At 32.9% G+C, this 19,630-nt stretch carries 20 protein-coding genes; 15 read left to right on the forward strand and 5 right to left on the reverse strand.

Annotation, left to right across the window (positions count from 1 at the left end):
* The first annotated feature begins 182 nt into the window (after positions 1 to 182).
* The 4 genes from dnaA (at position 183) to P7122_RS15485 (ending at position 4,261) form a co-directional block, all read left to right on the forward strand.
* Positions 183 to 1,610, forward strand: coding sequence for a chromosomal replication initiator protein DnaA (gene dnaA / locus P7122_RS15470; protein ID WP_278006709.1), 1,428 nt, complete (start codon positions 183 to 185; stop codon positions 1,608 to 1,610).
* A 12-nt stretch (positions 1,611 to 1,622) separates the two neighbouring features.
* Positions 1,623 to 2,081 (forward strand): low molecular weight protein-tyrosine-phosphatase, encoded by a 459-nt coding sequence (locus P7122_RS15475; RefSeq protein ID WP_278006710.1) that lies wholly within the window; start codon positions 1,623 to 1,625, stop codon positions 2,079 to 2,081.
* Positions 2,082 to 2,151: 70 nt separating this feature from the next.
* Positions 2,152 to 3,543, forward strand: a complete 1,392-nt coding sequence (locus P7122_RS15480) for a PQQ-dependent sugar dehydrogenase (RefSeq protein ID WP_278006711.1) — start codon at positions 2,152 to 2,154, stop codon at positions 3,541 to 3,543.
* A gap of 1 nt (position 3,544) precedes the next feature.
* Positions 3,545 to 4,261 (forward strand): SAM-dependent methyltransferase, encoded by a 717-nt coding sequence (locus P7122_RS15485; protein WP_278006712.1) that lies wholly within the window; start codon positions 3,545 to 3,547, stop codon positions 4,259 to 4,261.
* On the opposite strand, the gene P7122_RS15490 is transcribed toward P7122_RS15485, so the two are convergent.
* The 5 genes from P7122_RS15490 to dapF all read right to left on the reverse strand — a co-directional run bounded on the left by P7122_RS15490 (position 4,258) and on the right by dapF (position 8,410).
* Positions 4,258 to 4,914 (reverse strand): peptidoglycan-binding protein LysM, encoded by a 657-nt coding sequence (locus P7122_RS15490; RefSeq protein WP_278006713.1) that lies wholly within the window; start codon positions 4,912 to 4,914, stop codon positions 4,258 to 4,260. The genes P7122_RS15485 and P7122_RS15490 overlap by 4 nt on opposite strands.
* 116 nt (positions 4,915 to 5,030) lie before the next feature.
* Positions 5,031 to 5,936, reverse strand: coding sequence for a DUF2279 domain-containing protein (locus P7122_RS15495; protein ID WP_278006714.1), 906 nt, complete (start codon positions 5,934 to 5,936; stop codon positions 5,031 to 5,033).
* Positions 5,937 to 5,945: 9 nt separating this feature from the next.
* A complete protein-coding gene (gene mltG, locus P7122_RS15500) occupies positions 5,946 to 6,989 on the reverse strand; it encodes an endolytic transglycosylase MltG (protein ID WP_278006715.1) in 1,044 nt (347 codons plus the stop codon).
* Between the two features lie 123 nt (positions 6,990 to 7,112).
* On the reverse strand, positions 7,113 to 7,637 hold the full coding sequence (locus P7122_RS15505; protein WP_278006716.1) for a GNAT family N-acetyltransferase: 525 nt from the start codon (positions 7,635 to 7,637) through the stop codon (positions 7,113 to 7,115).
* Complete coding sequence (gene dapF / locus P7122_RS15510) at positions 7,631 to 8,410, reverse strand: diaminopimelate epimerase (RefSeq protein WP_278006717.1); 780 nt, start codon at positions 8,408 to 8,410, stop codon at positions 7,631 to 7,633. The genes P7122_RS15505 and dapF overlap by 7 nt, the downstream gene beginning before the upstream one ends.
* Before the next feature lie 151 nt (positions 8,411 to 8,561).
* On the opposite strand from dapF, the gene P7122_RS15515 reads away from it, so the two are divergent.
* The 11 genes from P7122_RS15515 to P7122_RS15565 all read left to right on the forward strand — a co-directional run bounded on the left by P7122_RS15515 (position 8,562) and on the right by P7122_RS15565 (position 19,563).
* Positions 8,562 to 9,968, forward strand: coding sequence for a trypsin-like peptidase domain-containing protein (locus tag P7122_RS15515; protein ID WP_278006718.1), 1,407 nt, complete (start codon positions 8,562 to 8,564; stop codon positions 9,966 to 9,968).
* 137 nt (positions 9,969 to 10,105) lie between these two features.
* Positions 10,106 to 11,554, forward strand: a complete 1,449-nt coding sequence (locus P7122_RS15520) for a glyceraldehyde-3-phosphate dehydrogenase (protein ID WP_278006719.1) — start codon at positions 10,106 to 10,108, stop codon at positions 11,552 to 11,554.
* 207 nt (positions 11,555 to 11,761) lie between these two features.
* The gene (locus P7122_RS15525) at positions 11,762 to 12,388 is read left to right on the forward strand and encodes a tRNA (guanine-N1)-methyltransferase (protein WP_278006720.1); all 627 of its coding nucleotides are present in this window, start codon (positions 11,762 to 11,764) and stop codon (positions 12,386 to 12,388) included.
* A gap of 105 nt (positions 12,389 to 12,493) precedes the next feature.
* Positions 12,494 to 12,955 carry a hypothetical protein gene (locus P7122_RS15530; RefSeq protein WP_278006721.1) on the forward strand — a complete coding sequence of 154 codons (462 nt, stop codon included), beginning with the start codon at positions 12,494 to 12,496 and terminating at the stop codon, positions 12,953 to 12,955.
* 82 nt (positions 12,956 to 13,037) lie between these two features.
* Complete coding sequence (trmD, locus tag P7122_RS15535; RefSeq protein WP_278006722.1) at positions 13,038 to 13,718, forward strand: tRNA (guanosine(37)-N1)-methyltransferase TrmD; 681 nt, start codon at positions 13,038 to 13,040, stop codon at positions 13,716 to 13,718.
* 263 nt (positions 13,719 to 13,981) lie between these two features.
* Positions 13,982 to 14,332 (forward strand): 50S ribosomal protein L19, encoded by a 351-nt coding sequence (gene rplS, locus P7122_RS15540; protein ID WP_076616552.1) that lies wholly within the window; start codon positions 13,982 to 13,984, stop codon positions 14,330 to 14,332.
* Between the two features lie 684 nt (positions 14,333 to 15,016).
* Entirely contained in the window at positions 15,017 to 15,502 is a 486-nt protein-coding gene (locus P7122_RS15545) for a hypothetical protein (RefSeq protein WP_278006723.1), read from the forward strand.
* Positions 15,499 to 16,071 (forward strand): pentapeptide repeat-containing protein, encoded by a 573-nt coding sequence (locus P7122_RS15550; protein ID WP_278006724.1) that lies wholly within the window; start codon positions 15,499 to 15,501, stop codon positions 16,069 to 16,071. The genes P7122_RS15545 and P7122_RS15550 overlap by 4 nt, the downstream gene beginning before the upstream one ends.
* A 150-nt stretch (positions 16,072 to 16,221) precedes the next feature.
* Positions 16,222 to 18,441, forward strand: coding sequence for an NADP-dependent isocitrate dehydrogenase (locus P7122_RS15555; RefSeq protein ID WP_278006725.1), 2,220 nt, complete (start codon positions 16,222 to 16,224; stop codon positions 18,439 to 18,441).
* An 83-nt stretch (positions 18,442 to 18,524) separates the two neighbouring features.
* Entirely contained in the window at positions 18,525 to 19,340 is an 816-nt protein-coding gene (gene murQ, locus P7122_RS15560; protein WP_278006726.1) for an N-acetylmuramic acid 6-phosphate etherase, read from the forward strand.
* The gene (locus P7122_RS15565) at positions 19,324 to 19,563 is read left to right on the forward strand and encodes a DUF6095 family protein (protein ID WP_278006727.1); all 240 of its coding nucleotides are present in this window, start codon (positions 19,324 to 19,326) and stop codon (positions 19,561 to 19,563) included. The genes murQ and P7122_RS15565 overlap by 17 nt, the downstream gene beginning before the upstream one ends.
* The last annotated feature ends 67 nt before the right edge of the window (positions 19,564 to 19,630 follow it).

A 19,630-nucleotide genomic window follows, 5' to 3' on the forward strand; every position in this document is an offset into this window, starting at 1 on the left:
AATAAAAAATTTGTAGTTTTAAAGGATTTTAAACATGGGAAAAAAAATCTTAAAATTCAATATTAATTGATTTTTTTTTTTAATTTTTTGTTCACATATTTGTCATGTTCAAAACGCAAAGAGAATCCTAGTTCTCTTTTTTTTTGCTAATCTAACTAACAACATAAATCTAAATTTAACTAATGGAGATCACAGCGGAATCTGTATGGAGTAATTGTCTCTCATTTATAAAAGATAACATACAACCTCAAGCCTACAAAACATGGTTTGAACCCATACAAGCTGTAAAACTTACTGGCAATGCACTTAGTATTCAGGTACCTAGTAAGTTCTTCTATGAGTGGTTAGAAGAGCATTATGTTAAAATCTTAAAAGTAGCACTTACTAAGGAGTTAGGAGACGATGCCAAATTGGTATACGTTATTAAGATGGAGAACACTTACGGTAACAAACAACCGTTTACAGAAAAAATTCCAAGTTCTAACAGAACACCTGTAAAATCTCAAGATGTTGATGTTCCTTTCAATAATAAAAGTCCAGAACTTAAGAATCCGTTTATAATTCCTGGAATTAGAAACGTAAAAATTGAGTCTCAACTTAACCCAAGTTATACTTTTGAAAATTTCCTGGAAGGTGACTCTAACCGTTTAGCAAGAAACGCAGGTATTGCAGTTGCTAACAAGCCTGGAGGAACATCTTTTAATCCACTTTTAATTTTTGGTGGAGTTGGATTAGGAAAAACACACCTAGCACATGCTATTGGTGTAGATATTAAAGACAAGTATCCAGAAAAAACAGTTCTTTATATCTCTGCTGAAAAGTTTACACAACAATATATTGATTCTGTAAAAAAGAATAACAGAAATGATTTTATTCATTTTTACCAAATCATTGATGTTTTAATTATAGACGACGTACAATTCTTATCTGGTAAAACAGGTACGCAAGATGTATTCTTCCATATCTTTAACCACTTACACCAAAATGGTAAGCAAGTTGTATTAACAAGTGATAAAGCACCTGTTGATATGCAAGATATTGAGCAACGTTTATTATCTCGTTTTAAATGGGGACTTTCTGCAGAGTTACAAACTCCAGATTTTGAAACCAGAGTTTCTATTCTTAAAAACAAACTCTACAGAGATGGTGTAGAAATGCCAGATGAAATTGTAGAGTATGTAGCTAAGCACATAAAAACTAATGTTAGAGAACTTGAAGGCGCTATCATATCTTTAATAGCACAATCATCTTTCAACAAAAAAGAAATTACAATAAACTTAGCTAAGGATATTGTAGATAAGTTTGTAAAAAACACTAAGCGCGAAGTATCTATAGACTATATTCAAAAGGTGGTTTCAGATTATTTCCAGATGGATGTAAGCACACTGCAATCTAAGACGCGTAAACGTCATATTGTACAAGCACGTCAGTTAGCTATGTTCTTTGCAAAAAAATACACAAAAGCCTCTTTAGCCAGTATTGGTTCTCAAATAGGACAACGTGATCACGCAACAGTATTACACGCATGCAAAACTGTAGATAACCTATCTTCTACTGATAAGCAGTTTAGAAAATATGTTGAGGATTTAGCCAAGAAATTATCGCTTTAAATTACCAGAAACATGACTAAAATTTTAATGGTGTGCTTGGGCAATATTTGTCGTTCGCCATTAGCTCATGGTATCTTAGAATCTAAACTAAATACTTTTAAATTTTATGTTGATTCTGCAGGAACAGCAGCATATCATGTAGGCCACCAACCAGATCACAGATCGATTAAGGTTGCAAAAAACAATAACATAGATATTAGTCACCAAACTGCCAGACAATTTAATGCTTCAGATTTTGATAAGTTTGATTATATCTATGCAATGGATGCCTCTAACTACACCAATATTATAAGCTTAGCGAGAAACAATTCTGATATTGGTAAAGTGAAACTATTCCTTGAAGAAAACCCTAATATCTCCAACAAAAATGTACCAGATCCTTATTACGGAGATATGAGTGATTTTGAATATGTTTTTGATTTAATAGAAACTACTTCTACAATTATTGCCAAAAAACTTCTTGAAGATTGAGTAAATCTTTAAAAGCAATTATTTGATTTTTCGTAACTTAGAATCGTTAACACTTCCAAAAAACTAAGCTATGAAAAAAACAACTACGTTTTTATGCCTTTTGTGCTTTTACTTCTCACTTTCTCAAGACATAGAATTAGAATCTTTTGCCACAGGATTTAATAGACCTGTTAATATTAAACACGCTGGTGACGACAGACTATTTGTTGCAGAACAAGATGGTATAATTAAAATTGTAAATTCTGATGGCTCTGTAGAACCTACAAATTTCTTAGACATAGATGCTATTGTTGGCAGCAACGGAAACGAGCAAGGATTACTTGGCTTAGCTTTTCATCCAGATTTTGATACTAACGGCTACTTTTTTGTAAACTACACCAATAATTCTGGAGATACTGTAATTTCAAGATTTTCGAGAATTGGTATTAATCCTACCATTGCAGATCCAAATTCAGAATTAATAATATTAACCTATTCTCAACCTTACAGCAATCACAACGGAGGTGAATTGCAATTTGGACCTGATGGCTACTTGTATATTTCAAGTGGTGACGGAGGTTCTGGTGGTGATCCTCAAAACAACGGTCAAAACCTCAACAGCTTACTTGGTAAACTTTTAAGAATAGATGTTAATAATGCTTCTGCTTCAAATCCTTACGATATTCCTGCAGACAACCCTTTTGTTGGTAACGCAAGTGCAAGAGATGAAATTTGGGCCTACGGCTTACGCAACGCTTGGAAGTTTTCCTTCGATAGCGCTAATAATGACCTTTGGATTGCTGACGTTGGGCAAAATGCCAGAGAAGAAATTAACATGGTTGCTTCTACCAATGCTGGACTCAATTATGGATGGAGATGTTACGAAGGCAATAATACCTATAATACAAGTGGCTGTCCAAGCAGTAGCACATTGACTTTTCCTGTAGCTGAATATTCTCATTCTGGAGGACGATGTTCTATCACTGGTGGATATGTTTACAGAGGTACAACTTACCCAAATCTGGTTGGCACATATCTATTTGGTGATGTATGTACACAGGAGATTGGCTATTTAAAATTTGAAGGAGGAAGTTGGAATTCAACTTTCGAAAATTTTTCTGGCAACTGGGTAGCTTTTGGTGAAGACATAAATGGAGAACTCTACGTGTCTAGCCTTGGTGGTACTATTTATAAGGTTACAGACTCTCTTCTTAGCATTGATGAAAACACACAAAACTCATTATCAATCTATCCAAATCCAGCAAACACTATTTTGAATATTGACCTTCCCGATAGTACTTCTGGAAATTCAACAACTTTTAATATTTATGATGTTCAAGGAAAGTTAATAAAGTCTATTTTAAAAGATAATAATGATACCTTTACAAGCATAAATATTTCAGATCTAAAAAGTGGTTTTTATGTCCTTGAAGCAAAGTTAGACGAGGATGGAAAAATCACTAAAAAATTCGTGATAAATTAAAATGACAAGCTCAAAAGGCCAACTTTATCTTATTCCTACTCGATTAGGAGACAATCCTCCTCTAGAGGTTTTACCTATTTCTATTAAAAAAGTAATTGAAGATATTGATTATTACATTGTTGAAAACGAAAAAACTGCACGCAGATTTATAAAACGTATTTCACCAAGTAAGTCTCAGCCTTCTCTAAAACTAAGTGTACTTAATAAATATACAACCGAAGAGGAACGCAATACGTTTTTAAACCCATGCTTAGAAGGCCACACCATTGGACTACTTTCTGAAGCTGGATGTCCAGCAATTGCAGATCCAGGCTCTGATATTGTTAGTTTAGCACATAGCATGGATATAAAAGTTACACCTTTAGTTGGACCATCTTCAATAATATTAGCTTTAATGGCTTCAGGAATGAATGGGCAAAGCTTTTGTTTTAACGGCTATTTACCAATAGATAAAGCTGAAAGAAAAGCTAAATTAAAAAGTCTGGAACGCTTATCATCAGAGCATAATCAGTCTCAGATTTTTATTGAAACTCCATACCGAAATACAAAAATGCTAGAGGATTTATCTAGTGTGCTACACCCAGAAACAAGAGTCTGTGTTGCTTGCGATATTACCTTGCCTAGTGAATTTATAAAAACGAAACCTGCCAAGGAATGGAAAAACAATAAAGAAGACTTACACAAAAGACCTGCAATCTTTATTATTCAAAAAAGTTAGATTCTAGCTTTAGCCTTTTTGTTTGGTTTTATAATTGTAGTATCGTAACCCGAAAACTTTTTCATGTAGTATTTTACAGTAGAGCCATACGCATCAGAAAGATTATAGCCTCCATAGCTGCGTAAAAACTTTTTTACGGTACCAGGACCAGCCAAATGTGCTGCTGCTAAAATACCAGATTCTGTTACTTTTACACCTGCTATAAACTTACCTTCAAAACGCTTAATGTCTTTTCTTAAAATCCATTTGTTTCGAGAGGCATTAGCCATAAATGCTTTTTCTTGAAGTTCTGGGTTGTATAAAAAGTGATTAGGATTGTAAATACCAATTAATTTCAAAGTTTCAGCTCCAAACTGATACTTACCTAAATATCCTAATGTATTTACTGTAAAATAATCTCCTCTAGATTCTTTAAAAGCTAAAGCTTCTTTAAAACCTTCAAAAGACTTTCCTAAATGTGGAGTAAAAACATCTAGCTTAGCTAAATCTACCCCTTCTGCCATTGCTAAATCAGACTTAATATTATAATTTAAATCTAATCCATCTGTAGAATACAAGTCTGTATTTAAAGAGGAATTTGGGTACAGTGCCAAAGCAGCAACTAAGCAAATTGAAAATGGCAACAAGTAATTCTTAACGCTATTTTTTATCATAACAGCCAATTTTTAACTGATAAAACTTTCCCCATAAGCTTTTATCAAAATCGCGTGCAAATATACAACTTTTATTTAAATATTGAAAATCAACATGTTAACGTTTGTTAAAAGTTTCAATAGTAGAAATAATGCATCTTTAAGCGCCCTTTACTATTTAGCTCTACAGCTGGGAAAGGCACCTTAATTACGTTTAAAACGTCAAAAATGGTTTTCAGAAAATGAGATTTTGTTTTAATTCTACTTAAATCTATATCGAGACTTAGATAATATTGCCTTGTTCTGTTTTGGTTTATAAATAAAGGATCGTTTGGCTCACCTGTTAACATACCATCTGCTCCATAGCCAACTGCAAGATTTAACCAATTTGGAATATAATCAGTTTTTAAAAACGAATTAATATTAGCACTCAACCAATAGGTCTGACCATTATAATCTTTTAAAAATTCTTCTGATAATCCATTTCCCAATTTGTCTGGTCGTTGTTTTGCAAACCGTGTTTGATGAAATGAATATTTTAAGAGTATACGTTGTTCTTGCCACAATAATTCCTGACCAACAAAAAGTCCTGAACCCAGAGTATTTGCAGCCATATCTGTCCACGAAAATCCCCATTCTTCAGAAAAACCATCCATAAGCTCCACAGCTGTTAAAAATCCTAAGCCTAATGTAGAGCCATAAATGATTTGATTTTTTTTACTTACACCAGCCCAATTAAGTGTATTTGCTCCCAACCTACCTAACTGATACGAAGAAAACACATGACCTAACTTATCCATCTGTAACCACTCTCCACTATCGTCTAGTGTCTTAAATTTTGATCTTGGATAATCAGCATACCATAACTGGTCTAAGCCAATGAGTGCAGTGGTAGCTAATGATACCTCAGAAATAAGAACAGCATTTCTTCGAGATTTATTGAGAGAGTCACTTGGTTTTAAAAACTGATTGATCTTAGATTGTGCAAAAAAAGATCCACTAACACAAAGCAGAAATATGATATGTGTTATAGCTTGCCTCAAACCCTGACCTTATCTATTAATTCCTTGCGAAGATAAATACCTCTGATATTCTCTGGCATTGTTATTATGCTGCGCCAAAGTTTTTGCAAACTTATGATAACCTAAACGTTTTGCATCTGCCGCAAAATAAAGATAGTTGTGCTTTTCTGGATTTAGAACAGCATTTATGGCAGACAAATCTGGCATTGCAATAAGTCCTGGAGGTAAACCTAAATGTTTATAGGTATTGTAAGGAGAGTCTATTTCTTTATGAATATTCAATACACGTCGTATTACCGTATTCTTATATTCTGGCAACTGATATGCGGCATACTTTAAGGTTGGATCTGCTTGTAATGGCATACCAATTCTTAGCCTATTTAAGTAAACACCAGCAACTCTTGGCTGTTCATCGGCTTGCTTAGATTCTTCATGCACAATAGACGCTAAAGCCATTACTTCATTTGGAGATAAGTTTAATTGTTTTGCTTTTTTTAACCTTGTTTCATTCCAAAAACGGTTATACTCTTTTAGCATTTTATCTCTAAAACCTTCAGCAGATGTGTTCCAAAAAAACTCATAACTATTAGGTAAATACATACCTAATGCTATTGCATTTGTAAAACCATTCTTCTTTAAGAAGTCTTCATCTGTCATAGCTTTTAACAGAGAAACGCTATCCGCTTCAATCTGAATGCTAATTCTTCCTGCTAAATCTTCTAAACTATGCTGATTATTGAAAGCTACTTTTACAGGAAGATTTTTGCTTCGGATAGAATTAATAATCTCGTTATTATTCATCCCTTTAGAAATAGCAAAACGACCTGCTTTAATGTTAGATATATATTTTTTCTGTTCTGCAACCGCATCAAAAGAGTCAATATTATCTAATAAAGGCTCTAATTGCTGTCTTACCTGAATGTAATTAGCATTGGTTGGTATAAATACGTAAGCTGTTTCATTTTGAAATTTTGTATTTGGTTGAAACATGGCACCATAGATATAGTAAGCTATACCACCAAAAATTAACAACCCTATAATGGCAACTGCCCAAAGTATCTTTTTTATATACATCTTATTCTAGTGAATTTTGAGACAAAAATATTAGAAAATGTTAGTTGGAATGATTCTGAAGGATGAAAAATTAATCCTTAGTCACTAAATTTTTCGAAAAAAGCAACACAAATTTATGTGCTATTAGTTGTTAATTCGCTGTAACATATACTCGTTTGAAAATTTTTGACCATCAAAACTCCAGTCCTTTTTTAAACCTATTTTTTTGAAACCATTGTTTTCAAACAGCGCTAAACTTGCTGCATTAGTTTCTGAAATATTAGCATAAACCTGATGCAAATGAAGCGTTTTAAAACAATAATTTACCAACAAGTTTAAAGCTTCTTTGCCATAACCCTTATAACGATTGGCTTGGTCTTTTATTAAAATACCAATACCTGCACGCTTGTTTTTAATATCAAAATCAAACACATCTATTAAACCAATTGCTCCTCCTTCAGCAGTACAAATAACTAAGCGCAATTGTTTGGCTTCAAATATATCTTGCTGCGCGTTTTCTAGGTATTGCTTTATTAAAAATCGAGAATAAGGTGTTTGCGTATCACTCAACGTCCAAAGAGAAGTGTCGTTTTCTATTTCATAAACAAAATCGAGATCCTCTGGCTCTAAAGCTCTTAGATAGATATGTTCTCCTGTTAAACTTACCATGCTACCTCACCCTTAAACACCTGCTCAGCAGGACCAATGAGCCAAACATCTTTGTAACCATTAGCATTTTTAGAAAAATGTACTTTAAGTTCACCACCTTCTACTTTGAGCTCTACTTGATTGTGAGGTGTTTTATTTAAATTGTGCATGGCTAATGCTACAGCCGTAACACCTGTACCACAAGACAAAGTCTCGTCCTCTACTCCACGCTCATAGGTTCTTACCGCAAACCTGTTTTCTGCTAATTGCTCTACAAAATTAACGTTACTTCCTACTTCATTATATGGCTCACCATATCTAATTGCAGACCCTTTAGACTTAACATCTAATGTTTCAATACTAGATACCATCTCTACATGATGCGGAGAACCTGTATCTAAAAACATATGATGGTCATAAACTTCAATCGTATCCACATCTTGCATGTGCAAATGCACAATACCATCTTCAACTTTAGCTTTATGCAAACCATCAATGGCTAAAAATTCGGTTTCATTTTCTATAATTCCCAAAAATTTAGCAAATGCTACAATACATCGTCCTCCATTGCCACACATTGTGCTTTCATTGCCATCAGAGTTGTAGTACACCATCTTAAAATCCGAAGAATTGTCATTTTCTAATAGTATAAAACCATCTGCTCCAATGCCAAAACGTCTGTCGCATAATTCTGCTATGCGTTTGGTATTGTTTTTGTCTATTTGTTGTAAACGATTATCTGCAATAATAAAATCGTTTCCTGTGCCTTGATATTTATAAAATGTCATTGTCATAATTCTACGCAAATATAAGAATTATAGACGGTAACAAGCGATGTTAAAAGGCAGTTAAAGTTGACGTTAAATAGTCGTTAAAATGAAAATTAAAATTCAATATATATCTAAATTTAAACGTTAAAAAGAAAAACTTAAATCCTGAAAAATTATGAAGAAGATTCTATCATTAGTCGGTGTTTCGGTATTAGGTGGTCTGCTAACCTTAGGCGGTTACAAGCTTTTTATTGAAAAACAACAACCCGAGCAGTTAGCTGTAGAGCAGGTTTCTGACTTACCTGTATATGTACCTACAAACACAACTTTAAACAACTCTGCTGCAATAACACCAAACTTTGTTGAAGCTGCAGAAAAATCTCTAGATGCGGTAGTACACGTAAAAAACACTGCCATTGTCTCTGCTCCTATAACTATGGGAGATTACTTCTTTGGAAGATCGCAACCTCGTGCGCAAGTAGGCACAGGAAGTGGTGTTATTATTTCACCAACAGGCTACATTGTTACTAACAACCACGTTATCCAAAATGCTAACGAGATCAGTATCACACTAAACAATAACAAGACTTACATGGCAGAACTGGTTGGAACAGATGAAGCCACAGACATTGCATTGATAAAAATTGAAGCTGACGAAGACTTGCCGTTCTTAGCATTTGGCGATTCTGATAATGCTAAAATTGGCGAATGGGTTTTAGCTGTTGGTAACCCTTTTAATCTAAACTCTACTGTAACTGCCGGAATTATAAGTGCAAAATCTAGAGATTTAAGCGGTAGAAATACGCAGTCTTTTATTCAAACAGATGCAGCAGTAAATCCAGGAAACTCAGGTGGTGCTTTAGTGAATACAGAAGGAAACTTAATTGGTATTAACACTGCTATTTCCTCTAGAGATGGCTCTTACATTGGCTACTCGTTTGCTGTACCTAGTAATATTGCTCGCAAAATTGTAAACGACATTATGGAATACGGAAATGTACAAAATGGTATTCTAGGTGTTGTTGGTAGTGCTCTAAACAGTCAAACAGCAGAACAAATAGGCACTGACATGACAGAAGGTTTCTACGTTAGTGATGTTACCGAAGATACTGGAGCCGAAAAAGCAGGTATTAAATCTGGTGACATTATTAAGAAAATAGATAATGTTGAAATCAATAAATTCTCAGACTTATCGGGTTATCTAAAAACTAAAAGTCCAAACGACGAAGTTAAAGTAACACTTATAAGAAATGGTAATAAAGAAATTGTACCTGTTACACTTTTAAAACCTTCGCAAACCATAATACAGACTATTGGTATGGTAAAAAATGCTTCAAAAACAGATTTGAAAAAATTTGATATTGACTATGGTCTGAAAATTTATGAATTTGATGAACGCTATAAAGCTTACTGGAACAGAGAAGGCATTAAAGAAGGAAGCATCGTTACACGTATTAATGGCAAAAAATTATATTCGGTAGATGATGCGCAAAACGCTATAAAAACAAGAAGCCTAAATGAACCTCTACAGATTGAGGTTATAAATAGCCAAGGAGAAAAGGTGGTCTATAACTTTAGATAAAAGACTAAAACAAATAGATTAAAATTACCCTTCAAAGTACATTTCTTTGAAGGGTTTTTATTTTCGGCAAAAAGTGCTACGAAAACGTTTGAAATATGTATTTTTGCGCAAAATCAAAAACACTAAACCAATAAAAAATGGGTTCTAACGACACTTACGAAAAAGAGTTAGCGTTTCAAGCAGACCGTCGCAGAGCAACGGTTGAATTTATTAAAACAGTAAGCGACCTTTGGTACGATAATTCCATTGAGCTTGTTTTATTCAGAAATCAATTAATTGATAGAAAAGTGAGCGAAATTTTAAATCTGCATGAATATGCTGGTGAATTTGTTCAAAAACCAATTTCAATTTTTGATTCTGTAGAAATTGCTCAGGCAATCAAAACATTAAATTTACCTCCTGCTAAATTAGACATTGGTAAATTAACGTACGAGTACCACTTAGAAGATCAGAAGTACAATAATGCAACTGCTTTTGTTGCTGCTAAGTTAAATGAAGCTAACAACTCTAAAGAGTTAGAGCCAAAAGATGTTGTTCTTTATGGTTTTGGTAGAATTGGTAGATTGGTAGCACGTGAGCTTATGACACGTACTGGTAAAGGTAACCAACTACGTTTAAGAGCTATTGTAACTCGTGGAGAGATTAACGAAACTGTTTTAGAAAAACGTGCTTCTTTATTAAGAAACGATTCTGTACATGGAGATTTCTCTGGTATGGTTAGTGTTGATGTAAAAAATAGTGCACTTATAATTAATGGTACAACGGTAAATATTATTTCTGCCAATGCACCAGAAGATATAGACTACACAAAATACGGTATTAATAATGCTTTAGTTATTGATAATACAGGTGCTTTTAGAGATGATAAAGCTCTAGAAAGACACCTAAAATCTAAAGGCGTTGAGAAAGTTCTTTTAACAGCTCCCGGAAAAGGAGTACCAAATATTGTACATGGTGTTAATCACTTAGAACACAATCCAGACGAAGTAAAAATCTTCTCTGCGGCTTCTTGTACAACAAATGCAATAACACCAGTTTTAAAAGCTGTTGAAGATTCTTTTGGTGTAAAATCTGGTCATTTAGAGACAATTCATGCTTACACCAATGACCAAAATTTAGTAGATAACTTCCACAAAAAGTACAGACGTGGTAGAGCTGCTGGCCTTAACATGGTAATTACAGAAACAGGTGCTGGCAAAGCAGTAAGCAAAGCTTTACCATCATTAGAAGGTAAATTAACATCTAATGCTATTAGAGTTCCTGTACCAAATGGTTCTTTGGCTATTCTAAACCTAGAATTAGAAAAAGAAACTTCTGTGGAAAGTATGAATACCATTATGAAAAAATATGCTCTAGAAGGGGATTTAGTAGAGCAAATTAAGTACGAAATGAGCGACGAGCTAGTATCTAGCGACATCGTTGGTAGCTCTGCACCTTCTATCTACGATAGCAAAGCAACCATTGTAAGAGCAGACGGTAAAAATGCCATTTTATATATATGGTATGATAACGAATATGGTTACAGCCATCAAGTTATTAGACTTGCAAAATACATATCTAAGGTAAGACGTTATACTTACTATTAGGATCATTTGAAAAAGGGGAAAGTGAAAAAATCTTGTCGTAAGGCAAGATTTTTTTTGCTTTAAAAACATCCAAAGCAACACTAAGAGCGTATATCAAATGTTGAGTAAAAATGATGCTACATTTGTTTTATAATTTATTAAACCAAATGCATATAAAATCATTATCTTGGCACCTAGTTAATCGAAGTCAACCAAAATAATTACAATATGAAGTTTTTAGCTAAAGTCGCTGTAATTCTTATAGTTACCTTTAACCTACAAACCTTAATCGCACAAACTCAGCAAGATGATGCTGATGAACAATACTCATTAAGCAGTGGTAATATTGATAGTCAATTTGAGTATGTTTTTAGAAAATCTGGAAACTTTAAAGGCACCAATGGCCAACCTTACGAAGCCGTAAAACAAGCTTGGTTATTAAAACTAAAAGCCAACGTTTTAGATTCTCTTAAAACAACTTACAAAGATTTAGCTAATTCAGAAGCTACAGTTGCCAACCAAGTTAAAGAAATAGACGATCTTAAAGCAAAACTTGGTAACACACAGACCACCTTAAACGAAACCAACGAAGAAAAAAACAACATGGCATTGTTAGGTATGCAAACCAGCAAAACCAATTATAATGTCATTATGTGGACGATTATTGCTGCTCTTACTGCATTATTGTTGTTCTTTATATACAAGTTTAAAAACAGCAACTCATTAACCAAAGAAGCAAAACACAAACTTGAAGAAGTAGAAACAGAGTTTGAAGAACACAGACGCACTGCACTAGAACGTGAACAAAAAGTAAGACGTCAACTTCAAGATGAGATTAATAAGAATAAAGCTTAATAATTACCTTTTATAAATATTGAAAATCCGCAATTAGTATTGCGGATTTTTTTGTTGTTAAATGATTATTAAAGATTTAAGTTTACATAACTTAATTGACTACAAATGAAAACTGTTTTTACCCTTTTTTTATTTCTACTCTCATCAAATTCAATCAGTATTAAAACTGAAAAAATTTTTATTCAATCTGAAAGTCCAATAAACAATCGTTTATTAATTATTGAAGAAGACGAACATTCAGTTTATGCATATATAGTTAGAGAAGATCGAAGAAGCATCGAATTTGATGGCTTTTTGTGTTCTGTAACAAATCCATTTAACAACAATATAGACCTTGAAAAACATAAAGAATCTGGCTATCCACCTCCTTTAATAGAAAAATACGCTAATGAGCATAGCTATATTGAAAATCTTAAAGCTGAAGATATTAGTGTAAAATGGAGTGAAAATTTAGCAGAAATTTCAATCAAAGGAGTGAAATATTTAAAAATGGATTTAGCCAATAAAATAAGCTATTCAAAGAGTCTAAAAACAGATTGTCCTTATGGAAAACAATTAACTGAATAAATCAGGAAATAGAATAACTATTCTAAATCATCTAACTAAATTATTTTAATAAACCTACCTTTGCACATAATTTAGAAAGACCATGCGCATAGATATCATTACCGTTTTACCAGAACTTTTAAAAAGTCCGTTTGAAGCTTCAATACTTAAACGTGCCATAGAAGCAGATTTGGTTGAAGTTCATTTTCATAACCTTAGAGATTATACCACAGACAACTATAAATCTGTAGACGATTACCAATTTGGTGGTGGAGCTGGTATGGTAATGATGATAGAGCCCATAGATAAATGTATTTCTGGTTTGCAAGCAGAGCGCAACTACGACGAAATTATATACATGACACCAGATGGTGAGCGTCTTAACCAAAGTATAGCCAACCAAGTATCCTTAAAAGAAAACATCATCATACTTTGCGGTCATTATAAAGGTGTAGACCAACGCGTGCGCGATAAATTTATCACCAGAGAAATCTCAATTGGAGATTATGTATTGTCTGGTGGAGAATTGGGTGCAGCTGTACTGTGCGATGCAATTATTAGATTAATACCAGGTGTATTGGGCAATGAGACGTCTGCCCTAACCGATTCGTTTCAGGATAATTTATTAGCACCACCAATTTATACAAGACCAAGAGATTACAATGGTATGAAGGTGCCAGAAGTTTTGTTTAGCGGTAACTTTGGTGAAATAGAAAAATGGCGAGAAGAACAAGCCTACCAACGCACTAAAGAAAGACGACCAGATCTTTTGAATGAAGAATGAAGAATGATCAATGGCTAATGGCTAATGGCTAAAGGCTAATGGCTAAAGGCTAAAGGCTAAAGGCTAAAGGCTAAAGGCTAAAGGCTAAAGGCTAAAGGCTAAAGGCTAAAGGCTAAATTATTAAAGCCAAATCTCAAACAAAAAACTTTTCACTTTCTACTTTCTACTTTTAACTTTTTAATTATCTTTGCACCCACTTTTAGGTTAACCTCTGGCGAAAACCGTGAATGTTAATTTGAAACAACCATTATAAAAGAGAAAACATGGATTCTTTAGTAAAATTTGTACAAGACGAATTTGTAACCAAAAAAGATTTACCAGAATTTAGCGCTGGTGATACTATTACAGTATACTACGAAATTAAAGAAGGTAGTAAAACACGTACTCAGTTCTTTAAAGGTGTTGTATTACAACGTAAAGGAAGTGGAGCTTCAGAAACATTTACAATCCGTAAAATGTCTGGTACTATTGGTGTAGAGCGTATCTTCCCAATTAACTTACCTGCTTTACAAAAAATTGAAGTGAACAAGCGTGGTAAAGTACGTAGAGCACGTATATTCTACTTTAGAGGTCTTACTGGTAAAAAAGCAAGAATTAAAGAAGTTAGAAGATAATCTAACACACATAACAATAAAAAAGCCTTCAGTTTTGAAGGCTTTTTTAGTTATTAACTTTTGTTAATAACTGTGGTTTATAAATTGTGAATATCAAATTGTTAAATTTTTACACTTTTACTAACAAAAAGTGTAACTTAGCTAAACAATCAACAACAAACAGTGTTTGGTTTTAAATTAAATTTTAAATTTATGTTAATTGATTAAAGAAACGTTCTTTAAAATTAATGAGATTGTTTTTTGAGGTTAATGAACCGCTTGTGTAGGCAAGTGATGGATAGTTAACCATGAAACTTAAGTTTTATAGTATGCTTGCAGACTATAAAGTGAAAGTGGAAAGCTTTGAAAAAATAGCAGAATCGAAAGTGAATGTGAAAAAGATGAGCAATGTTTTTGGACATGTAGGACACGCAAGTGAATAACAAAGAAGAAAACATCAAGAAAAACAAATCTTGAGAAACAAAGTAGTACCAGGTCAATACATTTTGAAAGGTATGAAACGTTTCACTTGAAATAGGAACTCTTGAACCGAAAAAGATGATGATGATAATCATACAGCTGAGTTAGTGAGAGCTAAATAGGTCATGTTAGTACTGTTTCAAAAAGAAGCCATGTCAGCACAGTTTTACTGTAGTGATATGGCTTTTTGCTTTTCTACTCATTTTTATTACCTATTTTAGTTAAATGAAATTCTTACCAATAACCATATTTCTCTTTTTGAGTTTTTGTAGCTTTGCTCAGATTGATACTTTAAAGATTCTACACAAAAACATATGGACACCAAAAAAGCATATTTATACAAATTGGCTAGAAAGAGATACTATCAACCTTAAATCTCTTAAGTATTATCAAAAAATTAAAGACTCTCTATTTAAGAAAGAAGATTTAAGCAATGAAGATCTTAGTACTTTATTAGAATTTGTTAGGTTTGAAGACGAAAAAATTCAATTTGACTCTATAAACAATCTAAGACATACTCTATATATAACTTGTCCCGTTGGTGCTACTATGTATAATTTAAAAAGTTTAAAATATAAAAATGGTCTAGTTGATCTCAATTACTCTGTTAGAAATTGGGGAAAGAATGAGAAAACAAAACATTTTTCTTTTAATTATAAAATTATAATATGGAATGATGATGAGATTCTTTTATGCAAAATTAAAAAATGAACATGCAACTCATAGACGATCAAAATTTTAAAAACAAAGACTACACCTCCAACCCACTTCCAAAAGCTGAGTATAGTTACTGCACTTTTACCAACTGTAATTTTGAAAATTCTGATATTTCAAATATCAACTTTTTAGAATGTGAATTTACGGATTGTAACTTCAGCAATGTCAACACTAAGCATACAACGCTCAACGATGTAAGCTTCAGTTCTTGCAAACTTGTTGGTATTAATTTTAAAGATTGTAACGAGTTTTTACTATCATTCAGCTTTAGTAATTGCAATTTAAACCTATGCTCTTTTGCAGATGTAACTATTAATAAAACTCATTTTAAAGATTGTAAAATGCATCAGATAGATTTTACACGTACTGAAGCAAAAGAATCGTCATTTATTCAGTGCGATTTATTCAACGCAATTTTTAATAACACTAATCTCGAAAAATCTGATTTTTCATCAGCTTATAATTTCAACATTGACCCTTCAGAAAATAATCTTAAAAATGCGTTATTTTCTAAAAACAATCTAGAAGGGCTCTTAAATACTTTCAAAATAAAGATTAAATAAAATTTTATTCTTTTTGAGCACATTACACTAGAAATCCTTAAAATTCTACCTCAATTACTAGCAATCTCGCAATCGCTAAACTGTATCTATTTTGTATATTTGCACAGCTTAAAATAAGCTTAAGCATATTCACTTTATATCTAACAACCTATGACCAAAACAGCAAAGATTGTTTATACAAAAACAGACGAAGCGCCAGCTTTAGCAACACGTTCTTTTTTACCAATTGTTCAATCGTTTACCAAATCTTCAGGTATAACTATTGAAACCAAAGATATCTCTTTAGCAGCTAGAGTTTTAGCTGTATTTCCAGATTATTTAACCGAAGAACAAAAAGTAGCAGATACACTTACTGAGCTAGGCGAATTAGCAAAAAAGCCAGAGGCAAACATTATTAAATTACCAAATATAAGTGCTTCTATTCCTCAGTTAGAGGCTACAATAGAAGAACTTCAAGCAAAAGGATATAAACTTCCAGACTATCCAGACGAGCCAAAAAATGATATTGAAAAAGATGTTAAGGCACGTTACGACAAAGTAAAAGGTAGTGCTGTAAACCCAGTGTTAAGAGAAGGTAATTCAGATAGACGTGCACCAAAAGCTGTTAAGAATTATGCTAAGAAAAACCCACATAGTATGGGAGCTTGGTCGTCTGATTCTAAAACACATGTAGCAACAATGAGTGAAGGAGATTTTGCTCATAATGAAAAATCATATACTACACCTGCTGCTACTACAGTAAAAATAGTACACACAGATACTAACGGTAATACCACTGTTTTAAAAGATAATTTAGCATTACAAGCCGAAGAAATTATTGACGCTACAGTAATGAGTAAAAAAGCACTTTTAAGCTTCTTAGAAAGAGAAATTAAAGATGCTAAAGCTCAAGACATATTAATGTCATTACACATGAAAGCGACTATGATGAAGGTTTCTGATCCTATCATTTTTGGACATGCTGTAAGAACATATTTTAAACCTGTTTTTGAAAAACATGCTGATACTTTTAAAGAAATTGGTGTTGATGTAAATAATGGTTTTGGAAATTTAATTGATAATCTTGAAGAATTACCAGAAGCTAAACGCAAAGAAATTGAAGCCGATATTGAAACAGCTTTTAATGACGGACCAGACTTAGCAATGGTAAATTCTGATAAAGGAATTACAAACTTACACGTACCAAGTGATGTTATCATTGATGCTTCTATGCCAGCAATGATCCGTACATCAGGACAAATGTGGAACAAAGAAGGAAAACAACAAGATACTAAAGCTATTATTCCAGATAGTAGCTATGCTGGTGTTTATACAGCAACAATAGATTTCTGTAAAAAACATGGAGCTTTTGATCCTACTACAATGGGTACAGTTCCTAATGTTGGACTTATGGCTCAAAAAGCTGAAGAATATGGTTCTCATGATAAGACTTTCGAAATAGCATCTAACGGAAAAGTTGAAGTTATTGACGCCAACGAAACTGTTTTAACAAGTCATAATGTTGAGGCAGGAGATATCTGGAGAATGTGCCAGGTTAAAGATGCGCCTGTTCAAGACTGGATTAAACTGGCAGTGACACGTGCTAAAGCCTCTCAAACACCTGCTGTTTTCTGGTTAAATGAAAAAAGAGCACATGATGCTGAATTAATTAAAAAAGTAAATAAATATCTTCCTAATCACAATACTGAAGGTCTAGACATTAGAATTCTTGCGCCTATTGAAGCTACTAACTTTACGTTAGAACGTATCAAAGAAGGTAAGGACACCATCTCAGTAACCGGAAATGTTTTAAGAGATTACCTTACAGATTTATTCCCAATTTTAGAATTAGGAACTAGTGCAAAAATGCTATCTATTGTACCTCTAATGAATGGTGGAGGTTTATTTGAAACTGGCGCTGGTGGATCTGCACCAAAGCACGTACAACAGTTTGTAGAAGAAAATCACTTAAGATGGGATTCTCTTGGAGAGTTTTTAGCACTAGCTGTTTCTTTAGATCATTTTGCTGAAGTTAATAATAATTCCAAAGCAAGAGTTTTAGGTGAAACCTTAGATGAAGCTACCGAGAAACTTTTAGAAAATAAAAAAGGACCTTCTCGTAAAGTAAACGAACTAGATAACAGAGGCAGTCACTTCTATTTAGCTTTATATTGGGCAGAAGCTTTAGCCAATCAAGATATAGACACTGAATTGAAAGACGAGTTTACTACAATTTATAATGCACTTTCTTCTAAAGAAGAACAGATTGTAACTGAGCTTATAGATTGTCAAGGAAGCTCTGTAGAAATTGAAGGATACTATTTCCCCAACGAAACATTAACAAGTAGTGCAATGCGACCAAGCGAAACACTCAATTCCATATTAAATTAAGTTAAACTAAAAAAAAGCTTCATTTTTCAATGAAGCTTTTTTTTTAAATTTAATTGTAACTTTCACATGAAAATTAATAACTGATGTCATTTACTAAAACAACAGAACAAGATTCATTATACGACAATTTAGAAAAAATGTCTGTAAAAGATATTATTTCTAATATTAATAAAGAAGATAAAACTGTACCATTAGCTGTAGAAAAAGCATTACCTCAAATAGAGTCTCTTATTAATCAAGTAACCGACAAATTAAGTAATGGTGGTCGTTTATTTTATATTGGCGCAGGTACAAGTGGTAGACTAGGAATACTAGATGCTTCAGAGTGTCCTCCTACTTTTGGAGTATCTCACGACATAGTTATTGGTTTAATTGCAGGCGGTGATACAGCTATTAGAAAAGCAGTAGAAAATGCTGAAGATTCTATCACTCAAGGTTGGGAAGACCTAAAAACATTTAATATATCTAAAAAAGATATTGTAATAGGAATCGCAGCATCAGGAACTACACCTTATGTTGTTAGCACTTTAAAGATGTGTAATAATAAAAATATTACTACAGGTTGCATCACATGTAATAAAAATAGTCCTTTAAGTACAGAAGCTCTGTTTCCCGTTGAAGTTGTAGTTGGTCCAGAATTTCTAACAGGTAGTTCAAGAATGAAAGCAGGAACTGCTCAAAAATTAGTTCTAAATATGATTACAACAACTTCTATGATACAATTAGGAAAGGTAAAAGGTAATAAGATGGTAGACATGCAATTAAGTAATGATAAATTAGTAGAAAGAGGTGTGAAAATGATTATGAAAGAATTAAAAATTTCGTTTGAAGAAGCTACAAAATTACTTAATAAACATAAAAGTGTAAGAAAAAGTATTGACAATGCAAGAACAAAATAGAACAGATAAAAACATACTAAAAAAAGGACTGAAAAAATTAGCAATATGTCTAATACTAATGTTTCTCGGCCCTACTCTTCTTCATCTAACTCTTAATAATGATGATAAACCATTATACATTCCTCTTTTAATAACATCAATAATAATATGCATTTCTGCAGTTATAATCTTATTTCTAGGACTCACTACAATTATGGATAGCATGTTTAAGAGAAAAAAGTAGTTTTTCCGGTACCAGCTTTACCAGTAAGGAAAATATTTCTATTGGTAATTTCAACAAATTTATGAGC

Source organism: Winogradskyella marincola (assembly GCF_029624125.1).
Classification (GTDB): Bacteria; Bacteroidota; Bacteroidia; order Flavobacteriales; family Flavobacteriaceae; genus Winogradskyella; species Winogradskyella marincola.

What these genes read in the sequence shown, in the direction of transcription:
- dnaA (WP_278006709.1), top strand. Translation starts at nt 183, where the DNA reads ATGGAGATCACAGCGGAATCTGTATGGAGTAATTGTCTCTCATTTATA.
- P7122_RS15475 (WP_278006710.1), top strand. Translation starts at nt 1,623, where the DNA reads ATGACTAAAATTTTAATGGTGTGCTTGGGCAATATTTGTCGTTCGCCA.
- P7122_RS15480 (WP_278006711.1), top strand. Translation starts at nt 2,152, where the DNA reads ATGAAAAAAACAACTACGTTTTTATGCCTTTTGTGCTTTTACTTCTCA.
- P7122_RS15485 (WP_278006712.1), top strand. Translation starts at nt 3,545, where the DNA reads ATGACAAGCTCAAAAGGCCAACTTTATCTTATTCCTACTCGATTAGGA.
- P7122_RS15490 (WP_278006713.1), bottom strand. Translation starts at nt 4,914, where the DNA reads ATGATAAAAAATAGCGTTAAGAATTACTTGTTGCCATTTTCAATTTGC.
- mltG (WP_278006715.1), bottom strand. Translation starts at nt 6,989, where the DNA reads ATGTATATAAAAAAGATACTTTGGGCAGTTGCCATTATAGGGTTGTTA.
- P7122_RS15505 (WP_278006716.1), bottom strand. Translation starts at nt 7,637, where the DNA reads ATGGTAAGTTTAACAGGAGAACATATCTATCTAAGAGCTTTAGAGCCA.
- dapF (WP_278006717.1), bottom strand. Translation starts at nt 8,410, where the DNA reads ATGACAATGACATTTTATAAATATCAAGGCACAGGAAACGATTTTATT.
- P7122_RS15515 (WP_278006718.1), top strand. Translation starts at nt 8,562, where the DNA reads ATGAAGAAGATTCTATCATTAGTCGGTGTTTCGGTATTAGGTGGTCTG.
- P7122_RS15520 (WP_278006719.1), top strand. Translation starts at nt 10,106, where the DNA reads ATGGGTTCTAACGACACTTACGAAAAAGAGTTAGCGTTTCAAGCAGAC.
- P7122_RS15525 (WP_278006720.1), top strand. Translation starts at nt 11,762, where the DNA reads ATGAAGTTTTTAGCTAAAGTCGCTGTAATTCTTATAGTTACCTTTAAC.
- P7122_RS15530 (WP_278006721.1), top strand. Translation starts at nt 12,494, where the DNA reads ATGAAAACTGTTTTTACCCTTTTTTTATTTCTACTCTCATCAAATTCA.
- trmD (WP_278006722.1), top strand. Translation starts at nt 13,038, where the DNA reads ATGCGCATAGATATCATTACCGTTTTACCAGAACTTTTAAAAAGTCCG.
- rplS (WP_076616552.1), top strand. Translation starts at nt 13,982, where the DNA reads ATGGATTCTTTAGTAAAATTTGTACAAGACGAATTTGTAACCAAAAAA.
- P7122_RS15545 (WP_278006723.1), top strand. Translation starts at nt 15,017, where the DNA reads ATGAAATTCTTACCAATAACCATATTTCTCTTTTTGAGTTTTTGTAGC.
- P7122_RS15550 (WP_278006724.1), top strand. Translation starts at nt 15,499, where the DNA reads ATGAACATGCAACTCATAGACGATCAAAATTTTAAAAACAAAGACTAC.
- P7122_RS15555 (WP_278006725.1), top strand. Translation starts at nt 16,222, where the DNA reads ATGACCAAAACAGCAAAGATTGTTTATACAAAAACAGACGAAGCGCCA.
- murQ (WP_278006726.1), top strand. Translation starts at nt 18,525, where the DNA reads ATGTCATTTACTAAAACAACAGAACAAGATTCATTATACGACAATTTA.
- P7122_RS15565 (WP_278006727.1), top strand. Translation starts at nt 19,324, where the DNA reads ATGCAAGAACAAAATAGAACAGATAAAAACATACTAAAAAAAGGACTG.